The following is a 16,482-nucleotide window of genomic DNA, read 5'->3' as shown; positions in this document are numbered from 1 at the left end:
CACTACTTGTTGAGAAGCTCTGCGATCTCGGCCTTGAGGAAGGCCCGGTCGCGCGGATTGTTGACGGGGTTGCCGGCGCGATGGCCGTGCAGCGACGGAATCGGATGCAGCACGGCCGATTTCGCATTGATCAGCATGCCGAGTTCGTCCTCGTTGTCGCGGACGTCGAAATAGCGATCGGTCGCGCCCGGCATCAGCAGCATGTGAGCCTTGATCGCCGCCAGCGCGCGATTGAGATCGCCGCCGAAGGCTGCACAAGCGCTGATGTCGCCGCGCTGCCAGATGCCGGCTTGCGCCAGCAGATCGTTGCCGTCGCGCCGGGCAAAGGTCGAATCCCAATGTCGGACGAGATAATCCTCAAGCGACGTAAATCCCGCCTCGCGCCACAGTTCGTCACGGTAAAAGCCGTGAGACATGGCCCAGCCGGCATAGACGCGGCCCATCGCGCGATAGCCGGCTGTCGGCTTCTCGACAAAGCGGCCGTCGCGGAAGCCGGGATCGCCCGATAGCGCAGCCTTCACGCTTTCGAGAAAAACATGGTTGTAGGGCGAGCAACGCGCACTGCCGCAGACCACCGCGGCGCGCTCAACCATATCCGGATGTAGCGCCGCCCAGTGATAGGTCTGCATGCCGCCCATCGACCAACCATAGACCAGCGCCAGCTTTGTAATGCCGAAGTGCTCGGTCAACAGCCGATGCTGGGCCGCAATTGCGTCGTGATAGGTGAGCTGCGGAAACGGCCTGGCGCCGCAGTTCGAGGGCGAGGACGACAGTCCGTTGCCGAACAGGTTCGGGATGATGACGAAATAGCTGAGAGGGTCGAGCACGCCATCGGGCCCGATCAACCATTCGGTATCAAAATGTTGCGCGCTGAATGAGGTCGGATAAAGGATGACATTGTCCTTTGCCTGATTCAGCGTGCCGTAAGTCTTGTAGGCGAGCTTCATGGCGGGGAACACCGCGCCCGACTGAAGCACAACGTCGCCGGCCTCAAAGATCTCGTAGCCGCGATGCCCGGTCACTTGCCCAACTCCCGCTCACGCGGCGCGGAGTGCGCCCCGCCGCGACGACGATGCATCGATCATGCCGGACCAGCAAACGCATCGTTGCGTCGCGCCTAATAACTGTACTATTAGTCCATTTATTTGGAAAAGGCAATGGGGAGTCCCGCCTTTGCCCGGCTCAGGCGATGGCGGCGATGTATCGCTCCACCGACGCCGCGAAGACAGCTTTGGCGCCTGCGGCGATGTTGCGGCCCCACCAGGCGCCATAGATGCGGTCGAAGGCGAGCGGCTCTACAGCCGTCGCGATCCGCCGCACCGCGGCGGCGTTGAGCGGGATATAATTCGGATAGGAATACATGAAGCTGAGGAAGCGGCGATCCATCGCCACCTGCGCAATATCGCCAGTGAGCAGCGCGCCTTTGCCCTCGGCACCGCGCGCATGGTGCAACATGGTGGCGCCTGCAAAATGCCCGCCGGTGCGCAGCAGCAGAATATCTTCAGAGATGCGACGTTGATCGCCGGCCCAGTGCACGATCGAAGGATGCGGACGCGTCACCCATTGACGGTCATCAGCATGAAGATAGACCGGCACGCCGCCAAAGGCCTCGCTCCAGTCGGCGAGCGCGCCATAGTAATGAGGGTGCGAGATGGCGATCGCTGTCAGTCCGCCGAGCGATTTGACGTGTGCGATCGCCTCCGAGGTTGCCAGCGGAATACAGTCCCACATCACGCATCCCCTGCCATTGGGAATCAGCAACGCGCGCTGGCCAATCGCAAAACTCGGATCGAGCGCGATGCCGGTGAGGCCGAGATCGTCGCGCCAGACGAGGCGGTGGCGCTCGGCGAGCGTCTCACGGGTCAGAAAGGTCTGCCCTTTCCAATTCACATACTGCCGTTCGTCTTCGCAGATCGGACAGGATGCGGCCGGCTTTCCGCTGTTCGGGAATTGCGCGCCGCAGGTTTCGCAGGTCCAGAGAGGCATGGCTGTGATCCGGAGGAGAACAGGACACCTGTGAGGTGGCATGGCGGCTCTCCAATCGCAAGTCCGAAGGAACCAACGCGACGAGCGCATGTTACTTTTCTGTCCGCCTTGGGCACGATTGGTCAGCCATCTCCGCTTGCACGAGACCCCATGCGCTCCGCAGCATCACGTTCAGAGTCTCGATGATGTCGCGCCCTTCCCGAATCTGGCCCTTGTTCGCCGTCAATTTCTTCATGGCCGACATGCAGTCGGGCATCGGACCATTCGTCGGCGTATTCCTTCAAGAGCGCGGCTGGGCGACCGGATTGATCGGCACGGCTTTGACGATCGGCAATGTCGCGGGCATGCTGGTCACGACGCCGATCGGCGGCTTCATCGATTCCAGTCGCAACAAGCGGCTGTGGGTCATCATCCCCGGAATCTGCGTCGTCCTTGCCTCAACGATCATCCTGGTCTCGCAAAATTTCTGGGCAGTGACGTTCTCGCAAGTGGCGCAGTCGTTGGCGAGTGCTGCAATCGTTCCAGCGGTCACCGGCATCACGCTCGGCATCGCCAAGCAAAAAGGCTTCAACGCGCTGAACGGGCGCAATCAGGCCTTCAACCATGCAGGCAACATGGTTGGCGCGGCGTTGTCCGGATATCTCGGCTACAAGTTCGGTTACGTCGCCGTGTTCGTGCTGGCGGCGGTGTTCGGCGCCATCGCGATCGCCTGCGTGTTGATGATCCCTGCCAAATCCATCGACGATCGCCAGGCCCGCGGCAGCAAGGAGGACGAAAGCAAGAACCCGCCGGATGCCATGTCCGTCCTCCTCAAGCACAAGCCGCTCCTGGTGCTGGCGCTCGCGCTTGCCGTCTTCCATCTCGGCAATGCGGCGATCGTTCCGCTCTACGGCCTTGCGGCGGTGGCTCAGGGAGAGGCCAACGGCCCGAGCTTCGTTGCAACCACCGTCGTCATCGCGCAGGGCGTCATGGTCGTGACGTCGCTCATTGCCATGCAGGTCGCAGGAAAGCGCAATTATTGGCCGGTGATCCTGGTATCCTTCATGTTTCTGCCGATCCGCGGCGTGCTGGCGTTCTTCGTGACAGGGTGGTGGGGCGTCGTTCCGATGCAGGTGCTCGACGGCATCGGAACCGGACTGCAAACAGTTGCAGTGCCCGGCATGGTCGCGCGCTCGCTCGACGGCACCGGCCGCATCAATCTCGGCCAAGGCGCTGTCATCACCGTCCAAGGCGTAGGCGCGAGCCTGAGCCCCGCACTCGGCGGCTGGATCGCGCAGTGGATCGGCTATGGCCCGACCTTCCTGTTGCTCGGCAGCTTCGGTCTCGCCTCAATGGCGCTGTGGCTGGTGTTCGGCGCGCACGTGAAGAGGTATTGAGGCGCGTCCCTCTCCTCCGGCCGCGTACCGCGATGCGGACCAATTTGCGGTGATTCCCGTTCCACACCTGTTCGGCGCGCGCGAAGGCCGGAGAAGCTAGACTAGCCCTCCAAGATCGCGACCGCTCGCGTCCAACCCGCCGAGGCGCGCTCGATCTTCACGGGAAAGCATGACACCTTGAAGCCGGTCGACGGCAGCAGGTCGAGATTGTGCAGCTTCTCGAGATGGCAATAGCCGATGTGGCGGCCGGCCTTGTGGCCCTCCCAGATCAGGCTGGCGTCCTTCGACGCGGCGTATTTCTTCGCGGTATGGACGAACGGAGCGTCCCAGCTCCAGCCGTCGATGCCGGTCAGACGCACACCACGCTCGAGCAGATACATGGTCGCCTCATAGCCCATGCCGCAGCCCGAGGTGACGTAGTCCTGCCGGCCATATTTGGCGCCGGCGCTGGTGTTGACCACGACGATCTCCAGCGGCTTCAGCTCATGACCAATGCGCTTGAGCTCGGCCTCGACATCTTTGGCCGTTGCGACATAGCCGTCCGGCAGGTGCCGGAAGTCGAGTTTCACGCCGGGCTGGAAGCACCATTCCAGCGGCACCTCGTCGATGGTCCAGGACCGCTCGCCGCGATTCATGGTCGGGTGAAAATGCCAGGGTGCGTCGAGATGCGTGCCGTTGTGCGTCGAGAGCGTGACCTGTTCCACCGCCCACCCCTGGCCATCAGGCAGATCCTCGGCCTTCAGTCCCTCGAAGAACTGCAGCATGCGCGGCAGGCCCTGCTGATGATCGATATACTGGATCGTCGGATGATTGCCGGGCGGGTCGGCCGGCACGTCGTTCTGGAGGGGGACGGAGATGTCGATCAGCCTGGTCGTCATGGCGCTTCCTCGTAGATTGTTCTCGTTGACTGGCGCGGCGGCGATAAGCACCACACCCAAGCCTAACTGTCGAAGAACCCCGGATGCTTCTCCACGAATGCATGCAGCTCGCGCGCGACGCGGTCGAGGTGGTTGGCCATCTCTGCCCTTGCTCTTTCGGGATCGCGATCGGCAATGCTGCGGTAGATCGCCTCGTGCTCCGTGTATGTTCCCTTGAGCCGGCCAGGCTCCGGCAGCAGCGTGCGGCGAACGCGTTCAAGATGGGTGCGGATCGGATCGAGCACTTCGCCGACGCGCGCGAGGCTCAGGTGCTCGGTCATCTGGTGATGAAACCTGGTATCGAGCTCATGAAAGCCTTCGAGGTCTCCGCTCGCGATCGCAGCCTTTTGATAGGCGAGATTCTGGCTGAGCGCGCCGATCGCGTCATCCGACATGCTGGACGCGCAGACGCCGACGACCTCGACCTCCAATGCGCGGCGCATCAGCATCCACTGCCTGACATCCTCGAGATGAATCCTGGCGACATAGGAGCCGCGCTGCGGCTCGACCACGACCAGTCCTTCGAAGGCGAGCCTGTTGATCGCCGTGGTGATCGACAGCTTCGACACGTCGAAGCGTGCACACCACTCGTTCTTGTCGATCGGCGTTTCGGGCGCGAGCGAGCCGGAGACGATGGCGCGTTTCAGCGCAAGATAGGCCTGGTCGACCTTTGACCCGCCTGCGCTGCGCCCACGCGCTGGCCTCGCGCCGCCACTGAACCCGCCGACTGAATGCATGCTGTGATCCCCCGGCCGATCTACACATTTCGATGGCGCAACGCCAATCGCGCTGACCAAAAGGCTTGACGAGCATCAACTGATATAACTAGCATATCAGTCAACAAATAAACCATCACCTGCGGCTCGATGTCTTGCCAAGGATTGAGGGCACGCCGGGAGGAAAAGCCGATGGAGACACGCTTCGGCGCGCTCGGGGCAGACGACGAGCGTGGTGCACCGCGCTCCTCTCGCGTGGTCGAGCTTGGCAGCCGCGCCGGCGTGCCGGATGGACATGCCGTGCTCAGCGCGGAGCGGGTTTCCAAATCCTTTGCCGGCGTGCAGGCGCTCCACGACGTCGACTTCGATCTGCGCCACGGCGAAGTGCATGCGCTGATGGGCGAGAACGGTGCCGGCAAGAGCACCCTGATGAAGATTCTTGCCGGCGTGCACACGAGCTACGACGGCACCATTCTGGTCGAAGGCCGTGCTGCATCCTTCAGCGGCGTACGCGATGCCGAAGAGGCCGGCGTCGCCATCATCCACCAGGAGCTCAACCTCGTTCCCGAGCTGAGCGTCGCCGACAATATCTTCCTTGGCCGGGAACCGCTGATCGGCGGCGTATTGATCGATCGGCGCCGGATGATCAGGGCGGCCGGACGCCTGCTGGCGCGCCTCGGCGTCGGCATCGCGCCTGACACGAGGATCGCGGGGTTGCGCGTCGGCGAGCAGCAGCTCGTCGAGATCGCCAAGGCGCTGTCGCTCAACGCGCGCATCCTCATCATGGATGAGCCGACCTCCGCGCTGTCGTCGTCGGAATGCGACACGCTGTTCAAGATCGTGCGCCAGCTCGCGCGCGAAGGCGTCGCGATCATCTACACCTCGCATCGCATCGAGGAGGTGCTGGAGCTTGCCGACCGCGTCACCGTGCTGCGCGACGGCCGGCGCGTGGTGACCGCACCCATCGACGAGCTCTCGCGCGGCGCCATCATCTCGGCGATGGTCGGCCGCGAGATGACCGCGAACGAGCGCGGCGCGACGGCGCGGGACGGCGCGGTCGTCCTCTCGGTGCAGGGCCTGACGCTGGATACGCTTGGGCCGCACGGATGGCGAAGGACGCTGCACGGCGTCAGCTTCGAGCTGAAGCGCGGCGAGATCCTCGGTATCGGCGGCCTGCTCGGGTCCGGGCGGACCGAGATCCTGGAATCGATTTTTGGCGTGGCGCGCGGCTGGCGCGAGGGGCGCATCGCGATCGACGGTGCGGCGGTCGACATCGTCTCTGCCTCCGACGCCTACCATCACGGCGTCGCGCTCGTCAGCGAGGACCGCAAGGAGCGCGGCCTGCATTTGGCTGCCTCGATCTGCGACAATGTCGCGCTGCCCTCGATCGGCGTGCTGTCGCGATTTGGCCTGCGAACCTTCGCCCGCGAACGCGCACTCGCGGCCGACATGGTCAAGCGGCTCTCGGTTCGCTGCACCGGCATCGGTCAGGAGGCCGCCGCGCTGTCAGGCGGTAACCAGCAAAAGGTCGTGATCGGCAAATGGCTGGCGACCGAACCGCGCATCCTGCTGCTCGACGAACCGACCCGCGGCATCGACATCGGCGCCAAGCAGGAGATCTACCGGTTGATCTTCGATCTCGCCGCGCAGGGGCTCGGCATCATCGTGGTGACCTCGGAGATGCCCGAGCTGCTGCTGTTGTCCGACCGCATCCTCGTCATGTGCGAGGGACGGCAAACCGGCATCCTGGCGCGCGAGAATGCGACGCAGGAGACGGTGATGCGCCTTGCGACACCGGGGATGGCGAGATGGTCGCAGGAAGCCGCGTCATGAAAGCGCTCTTCCGCCTGCTCTCCCGCACCAAGCTCTATTGGGGTCTGCTGCTGATCTGCCTGGTCGGCGCCCTCACCTCGCCGCACACCTCGTCCGGCCACAACATCTTCCTGTCCTACGGCAATCTCACCGACGTTCTGCGCCAGGTCTCGATCACCGGACTGGTCGCGACCGGCATGACCATGGTCATCCTGCTCGGCGGCATCGATCTGTCGGTCGGCTCGGTGATGGGCTTCTCGACGGTGATCTGCGCGATGCTGCTGACCAAGCGCGGCTGGACCTCGGCATCCGTGATCGGCGTGCCGGCCGCGATCCTCGTGGGCGGCGCGGCCGTGGCGCTGACCGCGCGCTTCGTGTTCGCCGGCCTCGCGCGCGGCCGCGATGTCAGTGCCGGACGGCGGCGCGAGATCGCGCTGACGCGGTGGCAGAGCATGGGCATTCCGGGATTGCTCGGCCTTGTCACCGCCATCGCCATCGGCTGGTGGACGGTGAACCAGGTGCCGGCGAAATTCGGCGTGCTCGGTGTCCTCTTGATCGCGCCCTGCCTCGCGATGGTGCTCGGCGGCGTCAACGGGCTCCTGATCGTCACCGGCCGGCTGCAGCCCTTCATCGCGACGCTCGCGATGATGGTCAGCGCACTCGGCATTGCGCGATTGACGGCCGGGTCCGACAACGCCGTGGTCCCTGTCTACACCGGCACCAATGCGACCGAGGCCTTCGAGCTATTGCGCTCGATGCTCTGGGGCGTGCTGCCGGTGCCGAGCGTGTTCTTCCTCGCGGCCATCTGCCTGTTCGGCGCGATCCTGCGCTTCACCGCGTTCGGGCGCTATGCCTATGCGATCGGCGGCAATGTCGAGGCCGCCAAGCTTTCAGGCATCAAGGTCGCGCAGGTGCAACTGACCGCCTATTTGTTGTCGGGCCTGCTCGCGGGCATCGCCGGCGTGCTGTTCGTCGCGCAATACCGGCAGGGCAAGCCCGACGCCGGCACCGGCCTCGAGCTCGATGCGATCGCCGCCGTCGTGATCGGCGGCACCAGCCTGATGGGCGGCCGCGGCGGCCTCGCCGGCACCTTCGTCGGCGTCCTGATCTTCGGCCTGCTCTCCGACATCCTGCAGCTTCAGAACATCGACTCCAACGTCCAGCTCGTGATGAAGGGGTTGATCATCGTCTGCACCGTGCTGGTGCAGGAACAGAATCTCGGTCAGCTCGTCGCGCGATGGCGGTTCCGCCGATCGGGCGAGGCAGAGGCCGATCCGAAAACAGCCGAGTCCCATCGGCTGCCAAGCGCCGCAAAGGCCCAACTCGCAAGGGAGGATCTCGATGAAGCGTCGTGAGTTCTTGAAGTTGTCGACCACCGCGGCAGGTGCCGCAATGACCATCTATCTGCCGGCCGGCTGGACGCCCGCGAAGGCCGCCGGCAAGTCGAAAGTCGGCTTCAGCCAGTGCACCACGCTGGAGCCGTGGCGCGTGCAGTTCAACAAGGACATCCTGGCCGAGGCCAAGAACCATCCGGATATCGACCTCATCATTACGGACGGCCAGGACAAGACCGAGAAGCAGGTCGCCGATTGCGACAATCTGATCGTGCAGCAGGTCAACGTGCTGCTGATCTCACCCAAGGAATCGGCCGGCCTGACCGGCGTGGTCGAGAAGGCGATCGACGCCAAGATTCCCGTCATCGTGCTCGACCGCAATGTCGATACCAAGCGCATCACGCAGTTCATCGGCGGCGACAACGTCGCGATCGGCAAGGCGGCCGGCGAGCACGCGGTGAAGCTGCTCGGCGGCCCCGGCAAGGCGGCCGGCAACGTCGTCGAAATCTGGGGCGGCATGGGCACGCAGCCGGCGCACGACCGGCACGACGGCTTCCATGCCTTCACCGACAAGGAGCCCGGCATCAAATACCTGCTGAACAACCAGTCCGGCGACTGGAAGCAGGACAAAGCCTACGACATCATGACGACGGCGCTGCGCAACAACGAGAAGATCGACATGGTCTACGGCCATAACGATCCGATGGCCTACGGCGCCTATCTCGCCGCCAAGGACGCCAACCGCGACAAGGACATCAAGTTCATCATCGGCATCGACGGATTGCCGGACGAAGGCGTCACCTGGGTCTCCAAGGGCCAGCTCGCCGCGACCTTCCTCTACGCAACGCCCGGTGCGGAAGGATTGAGGCAGGCGGCAAAGCTGCTCAAGGGCGAGAAGCTCGAGCCCGTCATCACCTTGCCGACCATGCTGATCACCAAGGAGAACGCGCCTGAGATCCTGAAGAAGAACGGGCTGCTGTGATTTGAGGCCCTGACATACGTCTCGGAGAGCCGGGTCGCCATCGCGACCGCGACTCTCCGTTCGTCCTGCGTTTCCGCGCCAGATCGACGTCAGGCGGAATCGAAAACTTTCATCGAGGTTTGACATGAGCGCTGCCATCTTCGCGAGGCACGACGGAGTTTGGCTGAATGAACCGGAGCGGTGGAGCGCGCAGGGCGACAGGCTCGAGATCGTCACCGACAACGCCACCGATTTCTGGCAGAAGACGCATTACGGGTTCTGCCGCGACAACGGCCATTTTCTGGGCTTTCGGACCGCGGAGGCGTTTACGGCCGAGCTTCGCGTCCAGTGCGATTTTAAGGACCTCTACGATCAGGCCGGCATCATGGTGCGTATCGACGCCGAGCACTGGATCAAGGCCGGAATGGAGTTTTCGGACGGCCGCGCCATGCTGTCGAGCGTACTGACCGTTGGGCAGTCGGATTGGGCAACGGCCCCGTATCAGCACGATGCCCGCGATTTCCGGATGCGCGTCACCGTCTCCGACGGCGTCGTTCGGTTGCAGGCCTCGGCGGACGGCAAAAGCTGGCCGCTCGTGCGACTGGCTCCTTTCACCAGAGCGCAATCCTATCTCGTCGGTCCCATGGCTTGCACACCCGAACGCGCGGGATTGCCGGTCACCTTCACCGGATTTTCCCTGGAAGCGCCGCTCGGCAAGGATCTGCACGATCTCAGCTAAAGCATGTTCCAGACAAGTGTGCAGCGGTTTTCCGAAAAGACCATGCGCAAACAATAACCTGAAGCGCGAGACAAACTCGGCGCTTTAGAGCAGACCGCTTCCGCACGTTGAATCCGGTCGGATCAGCGTCCGGCCGCCTTCGCCATTCGCGTCAGGACCCGCCGTCCAACGATGGCCTCGATGAGCACGATCAGCGTGGCCGTTCCAAGATTCCAGATCAGGTTCATGACGGTCGCATCGAGACGATAGAGCAGCGACATGGCCGTCGACGTCATGCCCGCTACGGCCAATCCTGCCGCCAGCGTCAGCAAGGTCGGACGCAGGCGGGCCGCATGACGCAGCATCACGAAAATGGACGCCGAAAGCGGCAAGCTGACGAGGAGAACCGTGGCGAAGCACTGAAACGCCGCGCCCATCCGCAGGCCACCGGCGTCGTAGCTAACCCAATCTGTCAGGCAACCATATCCAAGGGTCGCCGTCCACACGGCGAGCGGCGGCAGTGGAAGCAGCAGCCAATAGCGCGAACGGTCCGGCAGGCTCGCCATCAGGCAACCGAGGGCGGCCAGCGCGCCGGTGAGGCAAGAGGCCGTCGTCCCAACGACGAAAGACGGGTTGCGCAGCTGGTTCGCGATATCCGACCGAAGACCATGTTCGAGGGCCAGCAGAACCAGAGCGACGAGCGCGATCAGCAACCAGCAGCCCGCGCGAAGCAGCGGGGGGCGAATGACGCGTATCGGCCGCGCCGCATTCGCAAGGGACTGAATGAGATCGGAGGTCTCCATCTACGGGTATCCCTCGCCCAGAAGACGCCTGAGCGCCTTGATGCCACGATGAGCAGACACCTTCAGAGATGCAATGGACATCCCGCTCTGCGCGGCGGCCTCCTTCAACGATTGTTCTTGCAGCTTCAACAGCGTGATGGCCTGGCGCTGGCCCGCCGGAAGCGCCAGCAGCGCTGCTTCCACGGCCCGGCTGTTCAGTGCCGCGTCGCCGCTCTTGTCGACGGCCGCAAAGGCCTCATGTTCGATGTCCGACATCACTTCTCCTGCGGCCACCCGCCCTAGCGCGCGCAAGCGATCGGCAACACGATGTCTCGCGATGCCGGCCAGCCAGGGCTTGAACGGGCGTGCCGGGTCGTAGGTCTGCCGAACCTCATGCAGAGTCAGCAGAATATCCTGTACAGTATCTTCCGCATCGCTCGGGTTGCGATGCACCCGGTGAGCAATGGCCCGCAGATAAGGTGTGATGCCGAGCAACAGCCGGTGATAGGCATGTGTATCGCCGCGTTGCCCCTGCACCATGAGCGCCGTCCACTCCTGCGGATCCGCCGCGCGCAAGCCGGACATTTCAAAACCGCGTGGTGAAATCGACCAGCCAAGCCGGCGACGCGGCGACCAGCGCGCCTTCCAGGACATGATCCGCGCCGGTCAGGATCAGGACTGCCACTGTCACCGCGCTGGCACCGAGCAAGAACTTGCCGCCCTTTCCAGCATTCATCATTCTGCCCCGCCAGCGCATCAACGCTGTTCTGGACAGCGCCCCAACGATGAGCAAGGGGACCGCCGTTCCCAGCCCGAAGGCAATCATGACGGCCGTCACGCTGACGAGATTCTGGCCGCGGGACGCAAGCAGCGATGCGGCTCCGAGCGTGGGTCCCACGCAGGGACTCCAGAGCGCTCCCAGCAGGATGCCCACCGCGAACTGCCCCTTGAGGCCGGTCGGACTCATACGGGCGATAAGCCGGCTCCCGGCATTGCTGACACCGCTGGCGGCCAACGCGAACCGCTGTTGCAGGACGTCGCTGAGCAGGATGCCGCCCAATCCGGCGAGCAGAACGGCAGATATGTCGCGGAACACGTCACCATCGAGACCGATCGCGAAACCCATCGTGGCGACGAAGATTCCGATGCCGGTGAAAGACAGCACCAGACCTGCGAGCAGTGCCGGCACACCCAGACGATGCGCGGCCAGCGCAGGCCCGAGCACGAGCGGCAGCAACGGCAGGACGCAAGGAGACAAGGTCGAGAGCATGCCGGCGATAAAGCCGAACCCCACGCTGACGAATGACAAGGTCACTCCGATATTTCCTCATGCAGCACGTCCTGGCGAAACCAGCGCTGGAAGGAACGAGAGCGCGCCGGAACCAACGAGCCGAGCTAGTCGTTCGCCTTCTGCAGCAACGTCTTGATCGAGTTGGCATCGGTATCGCCGGTCGAGCGACCCTTTTCGGCGGCGCCGTGGAATACGATGAGCGTGCTTTGCTTCTGGGCGCCCAAACTCCGGACGATGTCCTTTTGCGTGTCGAAGTCGACGTTGTAGACGACGAGATGCTTGAACGCCGCCTCACTCTCGATGCTGTCCAGGATCGGCCTCTGCTTGGCGCAATAGGGACACCAGGGGGCGGTGATGTGGACCAGGATCGGCTTACCCTCGTGCTGGGCCGCATCGAATGCCTGCGCTGTGAACGGCATCTCCGTCGCAGCGAAAGAAGCGGGCGCCAGTCCCGCAGACAGGCCCAGGGCCAACACGGCCGCAGCCATCGTTCTCGAAAAGCGCATCGCAATCTCCTGGTCGCTGATGACATCCCGGCAGGCGCCGCCGGGTTCATGCTCCAAGGTTCGGATTCAGGTGCGAAAGAGTTACAGGCGTCGAAGATAAATTCGCGTCGCGGCATCGCGATGCGGGCACACCCGGCGATGACCAAATTCGGACGCAAAAAATAACCCCGGCAAATCACATTGCCGGGGTTATCAACTTGGTTGCGGGGACACGCAACAAGCGCCCCCTGCGATTACCACGGCTTCGATTTACTGCATAAATTCAATGGGTTGTGGAGCCCGGAATTGAGGACGTCGCTTAGCGCTTCTTTGGCGTCCCAGAGGTAAAAGACCGAAATGACCGATACTGCGTTCGGTGGCCTCCCCGAGGCCGCCACAAAACCCGTTTCCGACGACATTCCGCCGCACGAGCGGATTGCGGACTGGATCGAGTCCACCGACACCGACAGCGACACCGAATTGTCCGGCTTCGCGGCTGGCGACCCCCGCCCGGAGGGGGAGCAAAGCGCCGACAAGAGCGCCGTGGATGCGCCAAACGCGTCCCCCCGTTCCTGGGGGTTCGATGTCGAGGAAATCAACCGCAGCTACGCGCTGGCGATTTGGGGCGGCAAGGCGCTGGTGGTGAACGAGCAGCCTCACGGACCGCTCAACGATCGGGTGCGGCTGATGAATTTCGAATCGATGAATTCATGGTTCGCGAACCGGCAGACCGAGATCGTGGGAAGCGACGGCAAGATCAAGTCGGTAACCTGGGCGAAGGCTTGGCACCAACACCGGGATCGACGGCAATATGACGGCGTGGAGTTCTTCCCCAATCCGGACGGCACCGCCAGCACACCCAACTATCTCAACCTCTGGCGCGGATTCAGCGTCACGCCGTCCCCAAAGGGCTCTTGCGGCCGATTTCTGGACCACCTCCGAGTGAATGTTTGCCGAGATAACGACGAATATTACCAGTATCTGCTCGGCTGGATGGCTCACCTTGTGCAACGGCCGCGAGAGCGGCCGGGTATCGCCTTGGTGATGCGCGGTAGGAAGGGCACAGGTAAGACGGTGGTCGGCGAGGTGTTGGGATCGCTGTTCGCGCCGCACTATTTCCCGGTTGATGACGCGAGGTATCTCACGGGGCAATTCAACGCCCACATGTCATCTTGCTTGCTGTTGCAGGCCGATGAAGCGATGTGGGCGGGCGACAAGGCCGCCGAGGGCCGGCTTAAGGGCTTGCTTACCTCTCGAATCCAAATGATCGAACAAAAAGGCGTTGATCCGATCAGAATGGAAAACCGGGTCCGCGTCATCATGACGTCTAATGAGGATTGGGTTGTTCCTGCAACCGGCGACGAGCGCCGATTTTTCGTGCTCGACGTTGGCTCCTACGCCGAGCAGAACAACGAATATTTCGCAGAGATGTACGAGGAATTGGACGAGGGCGGCCGTGAAAAGCTGCTGCATGAACTTTTGTCGTTCGATCTCAGCGAGTTCAACATCTGGCGCATTCCGCAAACAAAGGCGCTGCTCGATCAAAAGCTAAGGTCGCTCGATCCAATCGACGACTTCGTGTTCAATCGACTTTACGCAGGATCATGGCTCCACGGCGACGACGGCTGGCGCGGCACTGTTGTTAGGGATGACCTGTACGAGGAGTATCTGAAGGATGCTTCTCGCATGGGCATTGGCCGCAAGCGTAGCAGCGCTGATTTTGGCAAGCGGCTTAAGAAGCTTATTCCCGGCATCGGGGATATTCGGCCCTCGCTTGAAAGAGAGCCCGGTGTTGTTAAACGAACGTGGTGCTATTCAATGCCTTCTCTTGACGAGTGTCGAAACGCATTCGATAAATGCGTCGGCCAGCCGATCGATTGGCCGGCGCTTCCCCCGGGAGAGGGCGAGCGAGCGCGCTGCCCGTCGCCGGATGACAATTTTCCAGTCTAGGCAGTCTAGGCTAGGCGAGCGTGCCTAGACACGAATTCATCAGCAAAATCAAACGCCGGTCTAGGATGTCTAGGGAGTCTAGGTCGCGCGCGTGTAAGCAAAATTATCGGTCTGGTCTCAAATTGAGGTCGGCTGTTTTGTTCTGACTTTCTCTTTTCCCTAGACTGCCTAGACATCCTAGACCGACCCTTAATTTATAGGGGTTTTCTCCCGTCTAGGCATCATGCCGGTGCCTAGACTCCCTAGACGCAAACTCACAACCAACCAAACGGGCTCTGTCCGCCGAGGTGTCATGACGACGCCCCGGTGTGCGGGGCCTTTTCTTTTTGAGGAATTGAAATGACTAAGCCTACCAGACTGCAAATCGACTTCGCAAAGGTGATGACCATCAAACAGCGCGGGGTGCTGAACTCTCTCTGCATGTTTGACTGTTACATGAGCGCTAGCGAGATTGCTGATGAAGAGTTGAGAGAGCTCGTCCGTCAGAAACTTGCGATGTACTCGGTGCAACCCGGCATTGATGGCCGTCTCTCATGGGGCGCGACCGATGCCGGCCGCGCAATTTCGCACATGATCAGGCGAGGCAAACTGTAGGCGGCGCGGGTCCTTCCCGCACCCCCACCCCACACGGCCCAAGCGCGCCCCGGAAATTTGCCAGCCGCAGATTTCAGATTCTGGGTTGACACGGTTGTCAGGTTGACACCTCAGGCTTGCAACGTAGTCTACCGGGTGCCATGAACCGGCCTGACAATCTCAAGGCCGACGCTCGAAAACGCGGCCTTCGTGGCCGACGAATGAGTGTTAGTAGCAGATGACTCGACCTTCAGGCCGTCGCACAGTTTAATTCGTCGGCATTTGGAGAGGCCCACTGATGTCGGCCTCCACGCTTCGGCAACAAGAAATCAGGCGAGTGAGATATATGCAAAGACCGTCCAGACTGTTGGAGCTTTCCGCCGCTACCGCGCTACTTGCGAGCGCTACATTTGCCACCAGCTCCTTGGCGGCCGGAAAGTATGATCCTGGCGCGAATGATTCCGAGATCAAGATCGGTCAAACGATGTCCTACAGCGGCCCTAATTCGCCCTTTGCTGTGATCGGAACGATCTACGATGGCTATTTCCGCAAAATCAACGAGGAGGGCGGCATTCGGGGCCGCAAGATCAATTTTATCTCGTATGATGACGGGTTTAATCCGGCAAAGACGGTCGAGCAGACGAGAAGGCTGATCGAAAGCGATCAAGTACTCTTTACGGTCGGATCGCTTGGGACGGCATTGCAACTGGCCGTACAGAAATATATGAACGGAAAGAAAGTACCCCAGCTCTTCATCAATGGCTCGTCATCCAGATGGGAAGATCCCGAGCATTTTCCTTGGACGATGGGATTCGTCACGAGCTATCGTTCAGAGGGACGAGTCTACGCTAGGATGCTCCTTAAGGAAAAGCCCGACGCGAAGATCGGCATCATCTACCAGAATGATGATTACGGGAGAGATCTTCTTCGTGGCGTAAAAGAGGGCCTCGGCGAACGAGCCTCGATGATCGTCGCTGAAGAGAGCTTCGACATCACCGAGCCGACCATGGATACGCACATTGTGAAGCTCAAAGCATCCGGAGCAGACACATTGTTCGACTTCACGCCTCCAAAATTCGCTGCGCAGTCCATCCGCAAGGTCGCCGAAATTGGCTGGCATCCGTTTCATGTGTTGAATACGGTAAGCTCGTCAATCGCGACCGTTCTCAAACCGGCAGGCCTGGAGAATGCCGAAGGCATTGTATCGACGGCCTATCTGAAAGATGCGAGCGATCCCCGATGGGACAGCGATCCGGGTATCGTGAAGTTCAAGGCGTTCGTCCAGAAGTATGCGCCTACAATCAACCTAAACGATCTGATCGCATTAAACGCTTATGACGAAGTTCAAACTATCGTGCATGTTCTCGAGCAGTGCGGGGATGACCTGACAAGGGAGAACGTCATGAGGCAGGTTGCCAACATCAAGGATTTTCATCCTGATGGACAGTTGCCCGGGATTGATATCAACACCAGCCCTACGGACTATGCTCCGATGGAAAACCTTCAGATCGTCAAGTTCGAGAAGGATCACTGGGTGCCTCTTGGTGCCGTCATTAGCGGTCAATCCGAGCTGCATTAGTC

General features: G+C 61.8%; 16 protein-coding genes. 8 read left to right on the top strand and 8 right to left on the bottom strand.

Annotation, left to right across the window (positions count from 1 at the left end; translation table 11 throughout):
- Positions 1-2: 2 nt before the first annotated feature.
- Together BM222_RS20120 and BM222_RS20115 are read right to left on the bottom strand one after the other, a co-directional pair.
- Positions 3-1,022 carry an alpha/beta fold hydrolase gene (locus BM222_RS20120; protein WP_092230778.1) on the bottom strand — a complete coding sequence of 340 codons (1,020 nt, stop codon included), beginning with the start codon at positions 1,020-1,022 and terminating at the stop codon, positions 3-5.
- 160 nt (positions 1,023-1,182) lie between these two features.
- Positions 1,183-1,986 carry an MBL fold metallo-hydrolase gene (locus tag BM222_RS20115; protein ID WP_092230776.1) on the bottom strand — a complete coding sequence of 268 codons (804 nt, stop codon included), beginning with the start codon at positions 1,984-1,986 and terminating at the stop codon, positions 1,183-1,185.
- Positions 1,987-2,168: 182 nt separating this feature from the next.
- On the opposite strand from BM222_RS20115, the gene BM222_RS20110 reads away from it, so the two are divergent.
- Positions 2,169-3,362, top strand: a complete 1,194-nt coding sequence (locus BM222_RS20110; protein ID WP_092230773.1) for an MFS transporter — start codon at positions 2,169-2,171, stop codon at positions 3,360-3,362.
- Positions 3,363-3,463: 101 nt separating this feature from the next.
- On the opposite strand, the gene BM222_RS20105 is transcribed toward BM222_RS20110, so the two are convergent.
- Positions 3,464-4,240 (bottom strand): cyclase family protein, encoded by a 777-nt coding sequence (locus tag BM222_RS20105; RefSeq protein ID WP_092231013.1) that lies wholly within the window; start codon positions 4,238-4,240, stop codon positions 3,464-3,466.
- A gap of 62 nt (positions 4,241-4,302) precedes the next feature.
- Complete coding sequence (locus tag BM222_RS20100) at positions 4,303-5,016, bottom strand: GntR family transcriptional regulator (protein WP_092230770.1); 714 nt, start codon at positions 5,014-5,016, stop codon at positions 4,303-4,305.
- Positions 5,017-5,187: 171 nt separating this feature from the next.
- On the opposite strand from BM222_RS20100, the gene BM222_RS20095 reads away from it, so the two are divergent.
- The 4 genes from BM222_RS20095 to BM222_RS20080 all read left to right on the top strand — a co-directional run bounded on the left by BM222_RS20095 (position 5,188) and on the right by BM222_RS20080 (position 9,841).
- Entirely contained in the window at positions 5,188-6,828 is a 1,641-nt protein-coding gene (locus BM222_RS20095) for a sugar ABC transporter ATP-binding protein (protein ID WP_092230767.1), read from the top strand.
- The gene (locus BM222_RS20090) at positions 6,825-8,162 is read left to right on the top strand and encodes an ABC transporter permease (protein ID WP_092231011.1); all 1,338 of its coding nucleotides are present in this window, start codon (positions 6,825-6,827) and stop codon (positions 8,160-8,162) included. The genes BM222_RS20095 and BM222_RS20090 overlap by 4 nt, the downstream gene beginning before the upstream one ends.
- 37 nt (positions 8,163-8,199) lie before the next feature.
- On the top strand, positions 8,200-9,123 hold the full coding sequence (locus tag BM222_RS20085) for a substrate-binding domain-containing protein (RefSeq protein ID WP_502690907.1): 924 nt from the start codon (positions 8,200-8,202) through the stop codon (positions 9,121-9,123).
- A gap of 124 nt (positions 9,124-9,247) precedes the next feature.
- Positions 9,248-9,841 (top strand): DUF1349 domain-containing protein, encoded by a 594-nt coding sequence (locus BM222_RS20080; RefSeq protein WP_092230761.1) that lies wholly within the window; start codon positions 9,248-9,250, stop codon positions 9,839-9,841.
- Between the two features lie 122 nt (positions 9,842-9,963).
- Here the strand turns inward: BM222_RS20080 and BM222_RS20075 are convergent, their stop codons facing one another.
- From BM222_RS20075 to BM222_RS20060, 4 genes are all read right to left on the bottom strand, one after another.
- A complete protein-coding gene (locus tag BM222_RS20075) occupies positions 9,964-10,623 on the bottom strand; it encodes an NrsF family protein (RefSeq protein WP_092230758.1) in 660 nt (219 codons plus the stop codon).
- Complete coding sequence (locus BM222_RS20070; protein WP_092230755.1) at positions 10,624-11,256, bottom strand: sigma-70 family RNA polymerase sigma factor; 633 nt, start codon at positions 11,254-11,256, stop codon at positions 10,624-10,626.
- Positions 11,189-11,917, bottom strand: a complete 729-nt coding sequence (locus BM222_RS20065; RefSeq protein ID WP_502690905.1) for a cytochrome c biogenesis CcdA family protein — start codon at positions 11,915-11,917, stop codon at positions 11,189-11,191. Before BM222_RS20065 ends, BM222_RS20070 begins: the two co-directional genes overlap by 68 nt.
- A gap of 80 nt (positions 11,918-11,997) precedes the next feature.
- Positions 11,998-12,399, bottom strand: coding sequence for a thioredoxin family protein (locus BM222_RS20060; protein ID WP_092231005.1), 402 nt, complete (start codon positions 12,397-12,399; stop codon positions 11,998-12,000).
- A gap of 336 nt (positions 12,400-12,735) precedes the next feature.
- Here BM222_RS20060 and BM222_RS20055 point away from each other — a divergent pair, with 336 nt between their 5' ends.
- The 3 genes from BM222_RS20055 to BM222_RS20045 all read left to right on the top strand — a co-directional run bounded on the left by BM222_RS20055 (position 12,736) and on the right by BM222_RS20045 (position 16,480).
- A complete protein-coding gene (locus BM222_RS20055) occupies positions 12,736-14,328 on the top strand; it encodes a primase-helicase family protein (protein WP_092230752.1) in 1,593 nt (530 codons plus the stop codon).
- A gap of 339 nt (positions 14,329-14,667) precedes the next feature.
- On the top strand, positions 14,668-14,922 hold the full coding sequence (locus BM222_RS20050; protein WP_092230749.1) for a hypothetical protein: 255 nt from the start codon (positions 14,668-14,670) through the stop codon (positions 14,920-14,922).
- Positions 14,923-15,247: 325 nt separating this feature from the next.
- Positions 15,248-16,480 (top strand): ABC transporter substrate-binding protein, encoded by a 1,233-nt coding sequence (locus BM222_RS20045; protein WP_092231001.1) that lies wholly within the window; start codon positions 15,248-15,250, stop codon positions 16,478-16,480.
- Positions 16,481-16,482 lie beyond the last annotated feature (2 nt).

The sequence above is a fragment of the Bradyrhizobium sp. Gha genome (assembly GCF_900113735.1).
Classification (GTDB): domain Bacteria; phylum Pseudomonadota; class Alphaproteobacteria; order Rhizobiales; family Xanthobacteraceae; genus Bradyrhizobium.
This window is presented reverse-complemented; position numbering and strand designations above follow the sequence as displayed.

What these genes read in the sequence shown, in the direction of transcription:
- BM222_RS20055 (WP_092230752.1), top strand. Translation starts at nt 12,736, where the DNA reads ATGACCGATACTGCGTTCGGTGGCCTCCCCGAGGCCGCCACAAAACCC.
- BM222_RS20070 (WP_092230755.1), bottom strand. Translation starts at nt 11,256, where the DNA reads ATGTCCTGGAAGGCGCGCTGGTCGCCGCGTCGCCGGCTTGGCTGGTCG.
- BM222_RS20060 (WP_092231005.1), bottom strand. Translation starts at nt 12,399, where the DNA reads ATGCGCTTTTCGAGAACGATGGCTGCGGCCGTGTTGGCCCTGGGCCTG.
- BM222_RS20090 (WP_092231011.1), top strand. Translation starts at nt 6,825, where the DNA reads ATGAAAGCGCTCTTCCGCCTGCTCTCCCGCACCAAGCTCTATTGGGGT.
- BM222_RS20110 (WP_092230773.1), top strand. Translation starts at nt 2,169, where the DNA reads ATGATGTCGCGCCCTTCCCGAATCTGGCCCTTGTTCGCCGTCAATTTC.
- BM222_RS20105 (WP_092231013.1), bottom strand. Translation starts at nt 4,240, where the DNA reads ATGACGACCAGGCTGATCGACATCTCCGTCCCCCTCCAGAACGACGTG.
- BM222_RS20115 (WP_092230776.1), bottom strand. Translation starts at nt 1,986, where the DNA reads ATGCCTCTCTGGACCTGCGAAACCTGCGGCGCGCAATTCCCGAACAGC.
- BM222_RS20095 (WP_092230767.1), top strand. Translation starts at nt 5,188, where the DNA reads ATGGAGACACGCTTCGGCGCGCTCGGGGCAGACGACGAGCGTGGTGCA.
- BM222_RS20050 (WP_092230749.1), top strand. Translation starts at nt 14,668, where the DNA reads ATGACTAAGCCTACCAGACTGCAAATCGACTTCGCAAAGGTGATGACC.
- BM222_RS20075 (WP_092230758.1), bottom strand. Translation starts at nt 10,623, where the DNA reads ATGGAGACCTCCGATCTCATTCAGTCCCTTGCGAATGCGGCGCGGCCG.
- BM222_RS20085 (WP_502690907.1), top strand. Translation starts at nt 8,200, where the DNA reads ATGACCATCTATCTGCCGGCCGGCTGGACGCCCGCGAAGGCCGCCGGC.
- BM222_RS20100 (WP_092230770.1), bottom strand. Translation starts at nt 5,016, where the DNA reads ATGCATTCAGTCGGCGGGTTCAGTGGCGGCGCGAGGCCAGCGCGTGGG.
- BM222_RS20045 (WP_092231001.1), top strand. Translation starts at nt 15,248, where the DNA reads ATGCAAAGACCGTCCAGACTGTTGGAGCTTTCCGCCGCTACCGCGCTA.
- BM222_RS20080 (WP_092230761.1), top strand. Translation starts at nt 9,248, where the DNA reads ATGAGCGCTGCCATCTTCGCGAGGCACGACGGAGTTTGGCTGAATGAA.